Source organism: Pseudomonas sp. PDM10, assembly GCF_014852295.1.
GTDB lineage: Bacteria > Pseudomonadota > Gammaproteobacteria > Pseudomonadales > Pseudomonadaceae > Aquipseudomonas.
Genome location: NZ_JACVBJ010000005.1, coordinates 566,054 through 582,875 on the forward strand (window position 1 = coordinate 566,054; position 16,822 = coordinate 582,875).

General features: G+C 60.1%; 13 protein-coding genes. All 13 read right to left on the reverse strand.

All coding sequences use genetic code 11. The features are described 5' to 3' along the window. Positions 1-84: 84 nt before the first annotated feature. Entirely contained in the window at positions 85-1,380 is a 1,296-nt protein-coding gene (gene purD, locus IB252_RS20080; protein ID WP_192410029.1) for a phosphoribosylamine--glycine ligase, read from the reverse strand. Between the two features lie 154 nt (positions 1,381-1,534). Next, a complete protein-coding gene (purH, locus tag IB252_RS20085; RefSeq protein ID WP_192410030.1) occupies positions 1,535-3,142 on the reverse strand; it encodes a bifunctional phosphoribosylaminoimidazolecarboxamide formyltransferase/IMP cyclohydrolase in 1,608 nt (535 codons plus the stop codon). Positions 3,143-3,223: 81 nt separating this feature from the next. Further along, positions 3,224-3,544 carry a DNA-binding transcriptional regulator Fis gene (fis, locus tag IB252_RS20090; protein ID WP_030128251.1) on the reverse strand — a complete coding sequence of 107 codons (321 nt, stop codon included), beginning with the start codon at positions 3,542-3,544 and terminating at the stop codon, positions 3,224-3,226. Further along, positions 3,541-4,551 (reverse strand): tRNA dihydrouridine synthase DusB, encoded by a 1,011-nt coding sequence (gene dusB / locus IB252_RS20095; RefSeq protein ID WP_017336338.1) that lies wholly within the window; start codon positions 4,549-4,551, stop codon positions 3,541-3,543. The genes fis and dusB overlap by 4 nt, the downstream gene beginning before the upstream one ends. 185 nt (positions 4,552-4,736) lie before the next feature. Next, positions 4,737-5,945, reverse strand: a complete 1,209-nt coding sequence (locus tag IB252_RS20100) for a DUF3426 domain-containing protein (RefSeq protein ID WP_192410031.1) — start codon at positions 5,943-5,945, stop codon at positions 4,737-4,739. Between the two features lie 30 nt (positions 5,946-5,975). Continuing rightward, positions 5,976-6,854, reverse strand: coding sequence for a 50S ribosomal protein L11 methyltransferase (gene prmA, locus IB252_RS20105; protein WP_111449190.1), 879 nt, complete (start codon positions 6,852-6,854; stop codon positions 5,976-5,978). A gap of 169 nt (positions 6,855-7,023) precedes the next feature. After that, positions 7,024-8,565 carry a Fic family protein gene (locus IB252_RS20110; RefSeq protein WP_192410032.1) on the reverse strand — a complete coding sequence of 514 codons (1,542 nt, stop codon included), beginning with the start codon at positions 8,563-8,565 and terminating at the stop codon, positions 7,024-7,026. Between the two features lie 156 nt (positions 8,566-8,721). Beyond that, complete coding sequence (gene accC, locus IB252_RS20115) at positions 8,722-10,080, reverse strand: acetyl-CoA carboxylase biotin carboxylase subunit (RefSeq protein WP_192410033.1); 1,359 nt, start codon at positions 10,078-10,080, stop codon at positions 8,722-8,724. 17 nt (positions 10,081-10,097) lie between these two features. Beyond that, positions 10,098-10,559: an acetyl-CoA carboxylase biotin carboxyl carrier protein gene (gene accB, locus IB252_RS20120; RefSeq protein WP_008153753.1), complete on the reverse strand. Its 462-nt coding sequence runs from the start codon at positions 10,557-10,559 to the stop codon at positions 10,098-10,100. A gap of 48 nt (positions 10,560-10,607) precedes the next feature. Further along, on the reverse strand, positions 10,608-11,060 hold the full coding sequence (gene aroQ / locus IB252_RS20125) for a type II 3-dehydroquinate dehydratase (protein ID WP_192410034.1): 453 nt from the start codon (positions 11,058-11,060) through the stop codon (positions 10,608-10,610). A 131-nt stretch (positions 11,061-11,191) separates the two neighbouring features. Beyond that, positions 11,192-12,931 (reverse strand): protein-disulfide reductase DsbD, encoded by a 1,740-nt coding sequence (locus IB252_RS20130; RefSeq protein WP_192410035.1) that lies wholly within the window; start codon positions 12,929-12,931, stop codon positions 11,192-11,194. A 192-nt stretch (positions 12,932-13,123) separates the two neighbouring features. Next, positions 13,124-15,070, reverse strand: coding sequence for a methyl-accepting chemotaxis protein (locus tag IB252_RS20135; RefSeq protein WP_192410036.1), 1,947 nt, complete (start codon positions 15,068-15,070; stop codon positions 13,124-13,126). Positions 15,071-15,122: 52 nt separating this feature from the next. Next, positions 15,123-16,793: a diguanylate cyclase GcbA gene (gcbA, locus tag IB252_RS20140; protein WP_111449185.1), complete on the reverse strand. Its 1,671-nt coding sequence runs from the start codon at positions 16,791-16,793 to the stop codon at positions 15,123-15,125. Positions 16,794-16,822: the final 29 nt, after the last annotated feature.

Here is a 16,822-nt window from a genome sequence, read left to right on the forward strand (position 1 = left end):
GTAGGTTAATGCCAGATTATAACTATGCGCGGCGCCGGAATAGTCCGGCAAGGGCCCGAAGCCCTTGCCTGGCCGAATGGCGTTTTATTCCTGATTTTCGCCACGCTCGCGGGCAATGGCACGGTAGCCAATGTCCTTGCGATAGAAACAGCCTTCCCAGTCAATTTTGGCCGCCAGCTTGTAAGCCTGCTGCTGAGCGGCATCGACGCTGGCACCCATTGCCGTGGCGCAGAGTACCCGACCACCGGCCGTCACCACTTGACCGTCCTTCAGTGCAGTACCGGCGTGGAAGACTTTGCCTTCCAGTGCGGCAGCGGCATCGAGACCGTTGATGGCAACGCCTTTAGCGTAGTCGCCAGGATAGCCGCCAGCCGCCAGCACGATACCGACGCTCGGACGTGGATCCCATTGTGCTTCGACCTTGTCCAGGGCTTGCGCCAGCGCCGCTTCGACCAGCAACACCAGGCTCGACTGCAAACGCAGCATCACCGGTTGGGTCTCAGGGTCGCCGAAACGGCAGTTGAATTCGATGACTTTTGGGTTACCAGCCTTGTCGATCATCAGGCCGGCGTACAGGAAGCCCGTGTAAACATTGCCTTCCTCGGCCATGCCGCGCACGGTCGGCCAGATCACCAGGTCCATGACGCGCTGGTGCACTTGCGCGGTCACGACCGGGGCCGGGGAGTAGGCACCCATGCCGCCAGTGTTCGGACCGGTGTCGCCGTCGCCGACGCGTTTGTGGTCCTGGCTGGTGGCCATCGGCAATACGTTCTTGCCGTCGACCATGACGATGAAGCTGGCTTCTTCGCCGTCCAGGAACTCTTCGATCACTACGCGCGAGCCGGCGTCGCCGAATGCGTTGCCCGCGAGCATGTCGCGCACGGTGTCTTCGGCTTCGGTCAACGTCATGGCAACGATCACGCCTTTACCGGCGGCCAGGCCATCGGCCTTGATCACGATCGGTGCGCCTTTTTCACGCAGATAAGCCAGGGCAGGCTCGATCTCGGTGAAGTTCTGGTAGTCGGCGGTCGGGATCTTGTGGCGCGCCAGGAAATCCTTGGTGAAGGCTTTCGAACCTTCCAGCTGAGCAGCGCCAGCGGTTGGACCGAAGCAATCCAGGCCACGGGCGCGGAACAGATCGACGACACCCGCGACCAGCGGCACTTCCGGGCCGACGATGGTCAGGGAAACATTCTTCTCGGCGAAGTCTGCAAGCTGTTCAAGGGCCAGCACGTCGATAGCGACGTTCTCGCACTTGGCTTCAATGGCGGTGCCGGCGTTGCCCGGAGCCACGAAAACTTTCTGCACGCGCGGATCCTGAGCCACTTTCCAGGCCAGGGCGTGTTCACGGCCACCGCTGCCAATGATCAAAACATTCATTTCAAAAACCTCGGATGACGCTAATTCTGGGGAGCACCGCAGGGACGCTTTTCTGTGGGAGCTGGCCTGCCGGCGATGCAAACAACTCGGTTTATCAGCTAAACCGAGGGGATGCTATCGCTGGCAGGCCAGCTCCCACAGTTGATCGTTGTGCTTAGTGACGGAAGTGGCGCATGCCGGTGAAGACCATGGCGATGCCGGCCTCGTCGGCCGCTGCAATCACTTCCGCATCACGCATCGAGCCACCCGGCTGGATCACCGCAGTGATGCCGACCTTGGCTGCGTTGTCCAAGCCGTCGCGGAATGGGAAGAACGCGTCGGAGGCCATCACCGAGCCTGCCACTTGCAAACCAGCGTGTTCAGCCTTGATCGCAGCAATGCGCGCGGAGTTCACGCGGCTCATCTGGCCAGCGCCGACACCGATGGTCTGACGGTTCTTGGCGTAGACGATGGCGTTGGATTTAACGTATTTGGCGACTTTCCAGGCGAAGATCAGGTCGTGGATCTCTTGCTCGGTCGGGGCGCGCTTGGTCACGACTTTCAGGTCGTCGGCACCGATCATGCCGATGTCGCGGCTCTGTACCAGCAGGCCACCGTTGACGCGTTTGTAGTCCCACGCAGCAGCGCGATCAGCCGACCACTCGCCGCAGGCCAACAGGCGCACGTTGGCTTTGGCAGCCACGATGGCGCGAGCTTCTGCGCTGACGGACGGGGCGATGATCACTTCGACGAACTGACGCTCGACGATGGCTTTGGCGGTTTCAGCATCCAGCTCGCGGTTGAACGCGATGATGCCGCCGAACGCTGACTCGGTGTCGGTGGCATAGGCCAGTTCGTAAGCCTGGCGGATACCGCCTTCGGCGTCCGGGCTGACGGCCACGCCGCACGGGTTGGCGTGCTTGACGATCACGCAGGCTGGCTTGACGAAGCTCTTCACGCATTCCAGCGCGGCGTCGGTGTCGGCCACGTTGTTGTACGACAGCTCTTTGCCTTGCAGCTGGGTGGCGGTGGCGATGCCGACTTCCGCAGGCTTGGCTTCAACGTAGAACGCCGCGCTCTGGTGCGGGTTCTCGCCGTAGCGCATTTCCTGAGCCTTGACGAACTGGCTGTTGAAAGTGCGCGGGAACTCGCTGCGGCCTTCGGTGCTGAGGGTGTCAGCCGCCTGGTTCACGGTGCCCATGTAGTTGGCGATCATGCCGTCATAGGCTGCGGTGTGTTCGAAGGCCTTGAGCATCAGGTCGAAACGCTGAGCGTAGGTCAGGCCGCCGGCTTTGAGGCTTTCCAGGACGTTGGCGTAATCGCTGGCATTCACCACGATGGCCACGTCTTTGTGGTTCTTGGCTGCCGAGCGGACCATGGTCGGGCCGCCAATGTCGATGTTCTCGATCGCGGTCGGCAGGTCGCAGCCTGGCTTGTTGATGGTGGCTTCGAACGGGTACAGGTTGACCGCTACCAGGTCGATCGGCTTGATGCCGTGCTCGTTCATGATGGCGTCGTCGATACCACGACGACCGAGGATCCCGCCGTGGATTTTCGGGTGCAGGGTTTTTACCCGGCCGTCCATCATTTCTGCGAAACCGGTGTAATCCGCGACTTCCACTGCGGCAACACCGTTGTCGCGCAGTAGCTTGAACGTTCCGCCGGTGGAGAGGATCTCGACGCCCAGGGCTTCAAGCTCTTTGGCGAATTCGAGGATCCCGGTCTTGTCGGAAACGCTGATCAAGGCGCGGCGGATCGGCAGGCGGGTAGTCTGGTCGGTCATTTCAATTTCCATCAAAAGCAAAGGAGTCAGCAAAAAAGGCGACCGTTTCTACGCGGGCGCCTTTCTGGTTTGATTGAATGCTTACAGCAAATCGTACTGCTTGAGTTTCTTGCGCAGCGTGCCTCGGTTCAGTCCGAGCAGCTCACTGGCCTTGGTCTGGTTGCCCTTGACGTAGTTCATCACGCACTCGAGCAGGGGAGCCTCGACTTCGGAGAGCACCAGGTTGTACACATCCGTGACGGCAGCGCCCTCAAGGTGGGCGAAATAATTGTGCAGCGCCTTCTCGACATTCCCGCGAAGGGTCTGACCTTCTTCGCTCGGCGTATTGAGGTGCTGTTTCAAATTCACATTGTCGCTCACGGGTGTTGTTCCACTCACTAAAGTCTCGGTCATCATCGTCATGCGGCCACCTCTTCTCCGTCCCCTGTCAGGCTCTTGTAACGTTCGGCGAAGAAGCCCTGAACGTTGGCGCATTGTGCTTCCGTATCTTCCAAACGATTGAAGTGGGCGCGAAACTCCCTGGCGCCCGGCAAGGTTGCGAGATACCAGCCCACATGCTTTCGAGCAATGCGTACGCCCATGACGTCTCCATAGAAGACGTGCAGCGCAGCCAGATGCTCTAGCAGAATGCGTTCCACCTCGATCAGTTCCAGTGCCGGGAGTTTTTCGCCGGTACGCAGAAAATGATCGATCTCACGAAAAATCCATGGCCGCCCCTGAGCGGCCCGGCCTACCAGCAGGCCATCGGCACCGGTCGCATCGAGCACGTACCGGGCCTTCTCTGGCGAATCGATATCGCCATTGGCAAACACCGGAATCGACACGGCCTGCTTGATCGCGGCGATGGTGTCGTACTCGGCTTCGCCGGTGTACAGATCGGCACGGGTGCGCCCATGGACCGCCAACGCCGTAATGCCTGCCTGCTCGGCGATCTTCGCCACGGTCAGGCCGTTCTTGTTGTCCCGGTCCCAGCCGGTGCGGATCTTCAGGGTGACCGGCACATCAACCGCAGCCACTACGGCCTGCAGGATCTCGGTCACCAGTGCTTCATCCTTTAACAGCGCGGACCCGGCGGCCTTGTTGCAGACCTTTTTCGCCGGACAGCCCATGTTGATATCAATAATCTGTGCGCCCAGTTCAACGTTGGCCCGGGCTGCATCCGCCAGCATCTGTGCATCACCACCGGCGATCTGTACCGAGCGGGGCTCGGGATCACCTTCGTGGATCATGCGCATTCGCGATTTGCGGGTGTTCCACAAGCTCATGTCGCTGGTGACCATTTCCGAGACTACAAGTCCTGCGCCCAGTCGCTTGCACAGCTGACGAAAGGGTTGGTCTGTGACCCCCGCCATCGGGGCGAGAATCAAGCCGTTGTGCAATGTGTAAGGACCGATGCGTACCGCCGACATAGGACTTCCCTGTTGTGGGGTCGGATCATGAGAGTTCGAAAAAGGGTTGGCATGATACCCGCTCTCGATGACTGGATAAAGGCTGAATTGAACAAAATCTGAACAGTTATTCTGTTATCGCCAGCGGTTTGGTGTGAGCGGTCAAAGTCAGAAATATGCCGTCAAAGCCGTAATACTGAGCCGTTTCACTCGGGCGAATGGAAGCTCAGACTGTAATTCACCGCTTTTGAGCCTGGATCGAGGATATCCAATGCGATGTGGATCGGCGTTTGCGGAGGCATTTCCGCCATCCCTTCGAGATCGCCGTTGAGGTACTCGCCGGGCTTGAAGCGCCGGCTGGCGATCAGGTGGCCGTTGAGGTCGGCGAAACGCAACTCCAGCAGCGGGAAAGGCTGGGAGAAGGGCGCGCGGTTGTAGATGATCGCGTCGACCACCAGTGCACCGTTGAAGTCCGGGTGACTGCGGACCACCAGGTTGCTGCTTTTGATTTTGGCGATGTCGACTTTGGATGGCACGGTGCAGCCGATTTGCGGGCACAGTTGCTGGAACCACGGACGGTATTGGTCCTGGCGTGCCAGCTCGTCAAAGTGGTAGGCAATGTATTGACCGGCGAGGCCGGCGAGGCCGAGCAGGATCAGTAGCAGCCAGAAAAAGCGTCGGCCCCAGGGAGAGCGGCGCTTTTGCCAGTCCAGTTGCAGCGGGTCATCGGTCAGGTCTTGCAGGGCTTCAGCGCGGACAGCCGGCTCACGCTTTTTGCGCACAGGTTCGATCGAGGGCCGATCGTCGTCGATGTCATCGGTCGCCGACAGGCGTTCATGATGCATCGGTGCGTCGAGTGGGTCGTGCAGGCGCAGCTGTGGCGGCAGATGTTCGTCGTCCAGCTCCACCGGTTCCAGGGACAGCGAAGGTTCGGTGCGCGAGTATTTGCTCGGATCGAGTTCCAGCTCTGGCAAGTCGGCTTCTGTGGTCTGCGCACGATCGGCGGCCGATTCGCTGAACAGGCTGTCGGGCCACGGCGCTTCTTCGTGCTCGACTGTATCCCGGCTGGCACTCAGGTTGTCTTCGCGCTGTCGGCCGAATTCCGTGGTCGGTTGGATTTCCCGCTGTTCGAGGCGGGCGAGCTCTTCGTCCAGGTCCAGACTGTCCAGATCCAGCTCGGCCGCGGACCATTGCTTTTGGCTGATGGCTCGCGGCTCCGGCGGTTCGACGATGGCCGGTGCAACCGGGGCGATCGTGTCTTTGCCGGCCTGTTGTTCAAGCAGCTGCTTGGCGGCGTTGAACACCTGCAAGCACGAGCCGCAACGAACCACTCCGCGGGCTACGCTCAATTGAGCATGGCTGACACGGAAGCTGGTTTGGCAATGCGGGCACTGGGTGACGAAGCTGTCGGTCATGCGGCAATCCGGTTTATGCAGGCGTTCATTCTAGCGCCGACGGCCAGTGATGCGCACCCAGCCATCGCGATTGGCAATCGGGTCCAGATCGAAGTCCTGGGCGTAAGCCTTGGCGACTTCTTCACCTTGCTCGGCGAGGATGCCCGACAGCGCCAGACGACCACCGGTTTTGACCAGGCTGGACAATTGTGGCGCCAGGGAAACCAGCGGGCCGGCAAGAATATTGGCGACCAATACGTCGGCCTGAACCTGCGGCAAATCTTGCGGCAGATACAGCGGGAACAGTGCTTCGGCGATGTTGTTGCGCCCGGCGTTGTCGCGGGACGCTTCCAAGGCTTGCACGTCGATATCGGTACCGACGGCTTCCTTGGCGCCCAGCAGCAGGGCAGCAATCGCCAGAATCCCCGAGCCGCAGCCGAAGTCCAGGACGTTGCAGTCTTTCAGGTCCTGGCCGTCGAGCCATTCCAGGCACAGCGCGGTGGTCGGGTGCGTGCCGGTGCCGAACGCCAGGCCCGGATCCAGCAGCAGGTTCACCGCGTCTGGTTCGGGAGCAGCGTGCCAGCTCGGGACGATCCACAGGCGCTGGCCGAAACGCATCGGCTGGAAACCGTCCATCCAGCTACGTTCCCAGTCCTGGTCTTCGATGACTTCGCTGTGATGCTCGGGCAGCGGGCTGCCGGTCAGCAGCTCAAGGTGGGCCAGTACGGTGGCGGCTTCGGTGCCACCTTCGAACAGGGCCAGCAGGTGCGTATGCGACCACAGCGGCGTGGTGTTGAGTTCCGGTTCGAAGATCGGCTGATCTTCAGCGTCCATGAAGGTCACCGAGACGGCGCCCACTTCAAGGAAAGCGTCTTCGTAGGTTTCGGCTTGTTCTGGGCTGATGGCGAGACGGACTTGCAGCCAAGGCATGGCGGGCACCTTTGAAAAATATTGATTGCAGCCTAGCGGGCTGCGAGAAGCGCGCAAGTTTACGCGAGCGCGGAGGTTTTGTGGGAGTGGCCTTGCTCGCGTGCACATTAGGAAGCCTTCAGAAACAACAAAGCCGCTCGGAAGCGGCTTTGTTAGTCTGGATCACATATTAATGCTGATGCCCTGCATTATTGGCTATGAGCCATTGCAGGCCTTTGTTCGTCAGGCGATAGCGTTGCAGGCGGCTGTTGGGGCGTTCAGGCAGCGTCATTTCAAGCACCCCGGCGGCTATGGCCGGCAGTATGTAAGCCTTACGGAAGTGGTCGGCGTTTTTCAGGCCCATACTGGTCTGAAGTTCCAGCCTGCTCATGTTTCCTTCAATGGCCCTCAGCACCGAAGCGACTTCCATGTTGACTTCCATGTTGACTTCCATGGTTGTTGCTTCTGCTCTCTGTGACTGAGCGTGCGCTGGAAGCCGTATGACATACGAAATCCGATCATCGTCGGTTTCAAATAATGGCGCAGGTGAGCCATTGACCGCCATGACCTTGAGGATTTTTGGGATGCCAGTCGAGCGGCCTTCGGTCAGACTCAGTTCTTTCAGGAACTCACCAATTCGCCGGTTACGGTAGCGGCGGCTCACGGCGCGGCCTATTCGCAGGTCCTCCATTCGAATCGAGCGGTCTGGCCCCGGGAAGCTCAGAATCACCAATTCCTCCTGGCTGATGCGGACCTCAATCGGTTCGCGTTCTTCATAGGACCGGTGATAAACGGCATTGACCAGCGCCTCTTCAATTGCTGCGAAGGGGAAATTCCAGATTCGTGTAGCTTCGGCGCGGCCTGCATGCTTGATCACTGTTTCATGCAAGTAATTGCGCTGGATGTAAGCCAGTGATTCGCGGGTTATGGTTGCCAGTGGCCCCTTGAAGATCTTTTCGTCAAAGCGATCACCGCCAGCGCCCTCCGGAAACCACAGCACATCAATCTGTGTGCCGGGGAAGAATCGCTCTGGGGCTGTGCTAAAGAACATCAGACCTGCATTTTTGGGCCATGGCGACTCGGTCGGGCCGCCCACGACGTTCATTTGTCGCCCTAGCGCTTCGGTAGACAGAACTGCTGCATCCTCGGCCAGGGAGCTACCCACTTCTTGCAGGAAGCTTTGCATCAGAGGTTTGGATAGATCGCTGACACGAGCGCCCAAATTGAAGCGATCATCGAAAGGCACTTTGGCAGTAAGGCTCAAGAGTTCTTGTTCGGTTTCGCCCTTGGCTTCCACCGTGCTGCTGTAGCGACGGATGTAGTAGTGCAAGCTTCTGTGTTTGGCTGTCACTGCGGCCGGAGCTTTATAGGGACGATTTTGCCCGCCGGGCGCCCATAGCACGATCAACTTGCGACCTTCGACCTCTTCAATACTCGACACTGGAAAGTAAGCAGGCTGAATTGATTGGCAAGCCGCTAGCAGTTCGAGCTGGATCTTGTCGAGTAATTGATCGGAAAGTCCCAGTGGAGGAAAGATCGGCTGACCATTGGCATCGCAATCCTGCCCAATCACAACGTAACCACCGCCCAGGTTTTCGAAGTCGTTGGCGAAAGCGCAGAGCGTGCGAATGATCGGATCAGGATTCCAACCCGATTTGTATTCGATTCGCTCACCCTCGACTGTCCGCTGGCGCAGGAGATCGTTGAGATTGATGGGCAGTTTTTCAGGCATGGGCTGGCTCTGGTTCGTCGGCGTTGCGCCGATAAGAGGGCGATTATAGCCAGCCAGGACAGGCCAGTGCCTGTCAGATTAGCCGTGCAAGGACGGATGAAACCTTCAGAAACAACAAAGCCGCTCGAAAGCGGCCTTGTTGATATGGATCACAGCTTAATGCTTTTCGCCAGCCAGCTTGTGTTCCAGGTAGTGGATGTTGATTCCACCTTTGCAGAAGCCTTCATCGCGGACGAGGTCGCGGTGCAGCGGGATGTTGGTCTTGATCCCGTCGACAACGATTTCGTCCAGCGCATTGCGCATGCGCGCCAGTGCTTCGTCACGGGTTGCGCCGTAGGTGATCAGCTTGCCGATCAACGAATCGTAGTTCGGCGGAACGGCATAGCCACTGTACAGGTGCGAATCGACGCGAACGCCGTTGCCGCCTGGTGCGTGGAAATGCTTGACCGTGCCAGGGCACGGCATGAAGGTTTTCGGGTCTTCGGCGTTGATTCGGCATTCCAGTGCATGACCGCGGATAACCACGTCTTCCTGGGTGTACGACAGCTTGTTGCCAGCGGCGATGCTGAGCATCTCCTTGACGATGTCGATGCCGGTGACCATTTCCGAAACCGGGTGCTCAACCTGAACGCGGGTGTTCATTTCGATGAAATAGAACGCGCCGTTTTCGTACAGGAACTCGAAAGTACCCGCGCCACGGTAGTTGATGTCGATGCAGGCCTTGACGCAGCGTGCGAGGACTTCAGCCCGTGCCTTCTCGTCGATGCCCGGTGCCGGCGCTTCTTCGAGAACCTTCTGGTGACGACGTTGCAGCGAGCAATCGCGGTCGCCCAGATGGATGGCGTGGCCCTGGCCGTCGGAAAGTACCTGGACTTCCACGTGACGTGGGTTGGTCAGGAATTTTTCCAGATAGACCATCGGGTTGCCGAACGCCGCGCCAGCTTCGGAGCGGGTCAGTTTCGCCGAGGAGATCAGGTCTTCTTCTTTATGCACAACGCGCATGCCGCGACCACCGCCGCCGCCAGCGGCTTTGATGATCACCGGATAACCGACTTCGCGGCCGATGCGCAGAGCCGTTTCTTCGTCTTCCGGCAACGGGCCGTCGGAACCCGGAACGGTTGGAACACCAGCGGCGATCATGGCGTGCTTGGCCGATACCTTGTCGCCCATCAGGCGAATGGTGTCGGCTTTCGGGCCAATGAAGGCGAAGCCGGAGTTCTCGACCTGTTCAGCGAAATCAGCGTTTTCCGCAAGGAAACCGTAGCCTGGGTGAATGGCGGTAGCGCCAGTCACTTCAGCCGCGGCGATGATTGCCGGGATGTGCAGGTAAGAGTGCGCGGCCGAGGCCGGGCCGATGCAGACGGATTCGTCTGCCAGGCCCAGGTGCATCAGCTCTTTGTCGGCCTTGGAGTAAACGGCGACAGTCTTGATGCCCATCTCTTTGCAGGCACGCAGAATCCGCAGGGCGATCTCACCGCGGTTGGCGATCAGAACTTTTTCCAACTTCGCAGTCATCAAAGTCTCTCCGCGGTTCAAACGATGGTGAACAGCGGTTGGTCGTACTCAACCGGCTGGCCGTCTTCGACGAGGATAGATTCGATCACACCGCTGGATTCAGCTTCGATGTGGTTCATCATCTTCATGGCTTCGACGATGCACAGGGTGTCGCCTTTCTTCACGGTCTGGCCGACTTCAACGAAGGACGGCGAGGATGGCGAAGACTTGCGATAGAAGGTACCGACCATAGGCGAACGGGCAACGTTGCCGTTCAGAACTGGCGCGGCCGGAGCAGCAGGTGCGGCGGCGGCAACCGGGGCAGCAGCAACAGGCGCAGGCGCCGGAGCATGCATTGGAGCCGGTGCGTAGTACTGCTGAGCCGGGGTCTTGCTGTGACGGCTGATGCGTACGGACTCTTCGCCTTCCTTGATCTCGAGCTCGTCGATGCCGGACTCTTCCAGCAGTTCGATCAGTTTCTTAACTTTACGGATATCCATGAATCATCAACTCCCAAGGGTCGGTCAGGGGCGTTTAACGCTTGTAGTTCAAGTCGTTGCCTGTGTTTCAAGCTGTTCTAGCGCAGCCTCCAGGGCCAGTCGGTAACCGCTGGCGCCAAGGCCGCAGATCACTCCCACCGCTACGTCGGAGAAGTAAGAGTGATGGCGGAAAGGTTCGCGTTTGTGCACGTTAGACAAATGCACTTCGATGAATGGGATGCTCACCGCCAGCAGCGCGTCACGTAATGCGACACTTGTGTGCGTAAAAGCTGCTGGGTTGATCAGAATGAAGTCCACACCTTCGCTGCGGGCAGCGTGGATGCGGTCGATCAATTCGTACTCGGCGTTGCTTTGCAGGTGCAGCAAATGGTGGCCGGCTTTACGGGCACGGCGTTCCAGGTCCTGGTTGATCTGCGCCAGTGTCGTAGCGCCATAGGTGCCCGGTTCACGGGTGCCGAGCATGTTCAGGTTGGGTCCGTGCAGAACCAGTAGCGTCGCCATCTGCTGTTCCTTGTGATCTGTGTGCAATTGTCAGAACCCGGCGACTATGCCGCAAAGCCTTTGTGACTGTCCAGTTCTATGCAATAGCCAGCACGATGGCCGATGTTTGCGCGAAATATGTGACCGGGTTATTAAATCCGGTCATTTGCTTTCGCAACACGTTCGGCGAAGTCGGTGGCGTTGATCTCGCCGATCACTCGCACATCGGCGTGTTCGACGCCGTCCTTGCCGAAAAACATCAGCGCTGGCGGGCCGAACAGTTTGTAGCGGTCGAGCAGGGCGCGTTGCTCGGCGTTGCTGGCGGTGATGTCGAAGCGGATCAGTCGATAGCCTTTGAGGCGTTCGACCACCCTGGCGTCGTTGAGCACTTCATGTTCGATGACTTTGCAACTGATGCACCAGTCGGCGTACCAGTCGAGCAGCAGCGGGGTGCCTGACGATTTGGCTTCGGCGAGGACACGGTCCAGGTCGGCCGGAGTGCTGACGGTTTGCCAGGTGCTGGTGTTTTGCGGCTGTTCATTGCCGGCAACCGTGCGCGGCTTGCCAATCGGATTGAATGGGTCGGTCTGGCCGCTGAACGCTCCGTACCAACACGCCAGCGCATAAAACAGCAGGAACATCCCCAGCAATTGGCCCAGGCGTTTTCTCGGAGGTTTGTAGACGAACTCCAGCGCACCCATGAACAACCCAACGCCACCGGCCAGCAAGCCGATCAGCAGCAACGTGATCTGACCCGGCAGTACTCGACTGAGCAGACCGATCGCCAGCCCCAGCAACAAAACGCCAATCGCGTTTTTCACATAGATCAGCCAGGGGCCGCTTTTCGGCAGCCAGGCGGCGCCACCGGTGGCGACCAGCAACAGCGGGGCGCCCATGCCCAGGCCGAGCATGAACAATTTCAGACCACCGCCCACTGCATCGCCGCTGGCGCTGATGTACAGCAGCGCGCCGGCCAGTGGTGCCGAGACGCAGGGTGACACCAACAGGCTGGAAACCACGCCCAGTACGGCAGCGCCCCACAACGACCCCCCCTCGGTGCGACCGGCGATCCGATCCAGCCGACTGCTGATAGCGTAAGGCAGCTTGAGTTCGAAGACGCCAAACATCGCCAAGGCGAACAACGCAAAAAACGTCGCAAACGGCACCAGCACCCACGCCGATTGCAGCCGCGCCTGAAGATTGAGCTGTGCGCCGAACATCCCCATCAAGGCCCCGAGCAGGGCGAAGCAGGCGGCCATTGGCAGCACATAAGCGAGGGACAGATTGAAGCCGCGCAAACCACCCACCTGACCGCGCAACACCACGCCGGACAGGATCGGCAGCATCGGCAGCACGCACGGTGTGAACGTCAGGCCTATGCCGGCGAGGAAGAACAGCGCCAGTTCGCGCCAGCTCCAGGCCGGAGTCGCGCCTGCGCTGCCATCAATACTCAGGCGCTCGGTTTCGGGTGGATAGCACAACCCTTTGTCGGCGCAACCCTGATACGTCACCACCAAGGTGAAGGCGCGTTGATCGGTGCGCGGCAGCTCTACGTCGAGAACCCCGTGGTAGACCTCGACATCGCCGAAATACTCATCGTGCTTCTGTTCGCCCTTGGGCAGTTGCGCGGCGCCTAGGCCTGCATCGGGCGGGTCGGCGCGAAACTGAAAGCGGTGCCGGTAGAGGTAGTAGCCCTCGGTGGCGACGAAACGCAGTTTGATCGATTGCGGTGTGCTTTCTACCAGGCTCAGTTGAAAGGCTTCACGCACCGGCAGAAAGTCGGCGCTGTTGTTGATCGAGCCCAGCGTCGAACTGGGCCGACTGTCCAGCAAACCGGCGGCGGTGGCCGGCAGGGCGAGCACTAAAAACAACAGGCAGAGCAAACGGCGCATGACAATCTCGCGTATCGAAAGTGAGGGCATGATAGCGGACGGTGGAAGGGGATGCAGTTCCGTGAGACTGATCGTTCCCACGCTCTGCGTGGGAATGCCTCAATGGATGCTCTGCGTCCGCCTTTGGGACGCGGAGCGTCCCGGGCTGCATTCCCACGCGGAGCGTGGGAACGATCAATCACCAGGAAGCCATCAGACGCGGAAGGCTTGAACGGCTGTGTGCAACCGTCCACCCAGCACCAGTAAATTCTCCCCCTGCACGCGCCCTTCGCCGATGCGCAGCAAGTTATCCCCGCCCAATTGGTGAATCCGCTCACTGTGATCGCGGATTTCGCTGACGGCGCCACTCTGCTGGGCGGTGACATCGGCGATGCGTACGGCGGTGTCGGAAATGGTCTGGATCGCACCGACGATTTTATCCAGCGCACCGTCGGCGGCCTGGGCCTGATTGGCAGTGGCTTCGGCGTGTTCGACCTGGGCGCGCATGCCTTCCACCGATTGTCGCGCCGCGGTTTGTAACCCGGCGATTAACGTCTGGATCTCTGCCGTTGCGCCAGCGGTGCGTTGCGCCAGTGAGCGAACTTCTTCGGCCACCACGGCAAACCCTCGACCCATTTCCCCGGCTCGGGCCGCTTCGATAGCGGCGTTCAGGGCCAACAGGTTGGTTTGGTCGGCAATCGAGCGGATGACCGTCAGCACGCCGCCAATGGTTGCCGACTCCTCGGCCAGGTGTTCGATCATTTGCGCGTTGCCTTGCACTTCGCCGACCAGCGCGTGCAGCCCGGTGAGGCTCAAACCGATGACTTTCTGGCCGTGCTCCACCGCCACCCCGGCATGGCGGCTGGCGTCGGCGGCTTGGCTGGCATCGCCGGCAACCTGTTGAATGGTCGCTTCCAGTTCGCCGAGAGAATCACGGATCAGCGCCGTGTCGCCGGCCTGATGTTCGGCGCCGCTGTGCAGGTCATTGCTCAGCTCGGCCAGCGTTCGGCTACTGCCGGCGACCTGTTCGGCGTTGAGACGAATGGTCCCGACCAGGTCCACCAGATAGGCGCGCAAGCGATTGAGCGACGCTTGAATGTCATGCAGTTCGCGATTGGTTTTACCCAGTTGAATGTCCCGGCTGAAGTCGCCCTCGGCCCAGGTCGAGAGGGCCGGGACGAGGTTGGTAAGCGTCCGGGCCAGTTTCCGTTGCAAGGTGTCGATCAGCAAAGCAATCAGCAGAATCAGGCCGATCATCACGCCTTGCATCAGCCGCACTTCGCCCTGGATCTGTCCGTGCTGGGCGCGAACCACCGGCTCCAGTCCGGCAATGGCCTGCTGCACGGCGGCGATTTTCAGGTGAGTGGCGGCGCTGAGGTCGGTGCGTTTCTGGATCTGGTCACGTGTGCGCGCCAATTCGGCCGGGTAGCGAGTGAGGAGGCTGTTCAGTTCACGCTTGAGGCCAACGCCAGCATCCTCTGCAACAGCTTTTTCGGTGTTCTCCAGGCCCATCATCGCGGCGAAATCATCAGTGCCGGATTCGCTGCTGCTGGCTACACCGAGCAGCGGCAAGGCGCCCAGTAACTCAGCCTGAGTGCGGATGTTGGCGACTTCACGCTCGACATCGGCGGCCAACTCACTTCGACCGCTGCTGACCAGTTTGTCCCGGGCCAGAGACAACTTGCCCAAGTGCTGGGAGGCGGCGAGCAACGGCGTCAGATACGCCGCGTTAGTGCTGGCGTACTGGCTGAGCTGATCGAGGCTGGCGCCGAGTTCGCGTTCGGCCTGAAGCAGCAACGCTTGCGGATCGCCCGCGAGTTTGCCCGCGGCCAGCAGGTCGGTTTTGCTGAATTCTTCGAGGTTCGACAGGCTCGGGCGCAAGGTGTCGGCCAGGGCCGGCGGCAATTCGCCGAGTTCCTTTTGCAGGCTGTCGATGGCCTGGCTGGCACTGCTCAGGCGCAGGGCATCGCCGCTGGCGAGGTAGTCGTCGATGTTGCGCGCGACTTCATTTTGAAATTGCTGGGACAAACCCAGGTAACGCTCCATCAAAAGATAGGGGCGCTCCAGGGCTTTTTGCGACCACCACAGTGTGGCGCCAAGGGCCACGCACACGGCGACTAAAAGGAGGGTGTTGAGATTGGTCAGCAGCTTCAGGCGCATTGCGGGTCTACCAGCGGCAGAATGGTAAGCGCCTGAATTTATTGCGTTTGTGTTACAGGGTTATGACCGAATCGGTCGATTCTGATGAAAAAGTGGCACTTTGCTTTGACGTCCGCGCAGCCTGCACGCGGTTGCGTCCGGCGTCTTTCGCGCGGTACAGCGCTTCGTCTGCCTGGCTGGCCATCATCAGGCTGTCGGAGTGTTCACACAGTTCCACCACGCCGGCGCTGAACGTGCACCAGAGGTCCTGCGGTTGAGCCGGGTAGTGAATCTCGGCAAAACGTCGACGGATTTCGTCGAGCACTTTGTGCGCCGATTCGAGATCGGTGTCCGGCATCACGATCGCGAACTCTTCACCGCCGTAACGGCCGATGAAATCGGTTTTGCGCAAGCGTTGCTTGAGAAACAGCGCCAGGCTCTTGATCACCCGATCGCCCATGGGGTGACCGTGGCTGTCGTTGACTCGTTTGAAGTGGTCGATGTCGAGCATCGCAAAGCTCAGCGGCTTGTTTTCGCGGCGGGCGCGGAAGCTGCAGTCTTCGAGCAATTGCAGAATGTGCGTGTGGTTGTACAGCCCGGTGAGGCTGTCGCGGACCATCCGCGCCTTGAGATTGCGCGCCCGCGCCGCGCGGTTGCGCACGGTGGTGATCAGGTGTCGGGGCTTGATCGGTTTGGTCAGGAAGTCGTCGCCGCCCTCGCTCATGGCGTCGAGCTGCTTGTCCAGATCGTCTTCGGCCGACAGGTAAATGATCGGCACGCTGACGTAACGGTCGTTGTGGCGGATCACTTTGGCCAGCTCAGTACCGGTGCAGGCCGGCATGTACATGTCGAGGATGATCAGGTCTGGCTGGAAGTCCGCGAGCTCGGCCATGGCCTGGATCGGCTCGATCAAGGTCCGCGTGACGATCCCGGCGCTGTTGAGCAGGCGCTCGGTGTGCAAGGCCTGGGCGCGGGAATCGTCGATGATCAGCACTTTATAAGGTTCGTACTGGGCGACGCAGGTCAGGACTTCGATTTTCTCCAGCAGGCTCGAGGCTTCGAGGGTGCCGGTCAGGAATTCCTGGCCACCGGCACGCACGGCGGCGAGGCGGGTCGGGGTATCGGTTTCGTGCAGGCTGAAGAACAACAGCGGCAATTGATGATCGAGGCCTTCCTGGGCTTCGGCAGCCAGTTTCAGGCCGATGCCGGCGCCACTGAAGTCCACGTCCATGACGATCGCCGCGGGCAAGCGCTCGATCATCGAAGAGCGGAACGCCGCAACGCTGTCGAGGGCTTGCGCGCTGAGCCCGAAGAATTCCAGTTGTTTGGCCAGGCGCTCGCCACGGTCATGATCCTGCAGCATCACGTAAACCGGCTTGCGCAGCGGCGGCAGAAAAGTCTGCTCCAACTGATCGCCATGGCGCAGGCCGGTGCGTGACAGGCGCTGCATCAAACGATTGAGGTCAGTGATCAGTCCGCTGCTCAGGCGTCCACGATTGGCGTCGACAGCCTCCAGCGACTGACCGATGTGGCGCGCCAGCTGGGTGTGTTCAGGTTGTTCGAAGCGCTCGGCGAAACGCAGCAGGCGCAGGTTGGCCTCGCTCAGTTCCGATAGGTCGGTGGTGGACCACTCGCTGCGTTGCAGGCGCTGCCATATCTCAAGAATTTGACGTGCCTGATGAATTACCCGCTGGGCAAAGTGGTGCTTGAGGCGCTCACGGCTGGGGTCTTCTGGCTCGGTCATATCCTGACAACTAGTTAGGGGGCATGCTG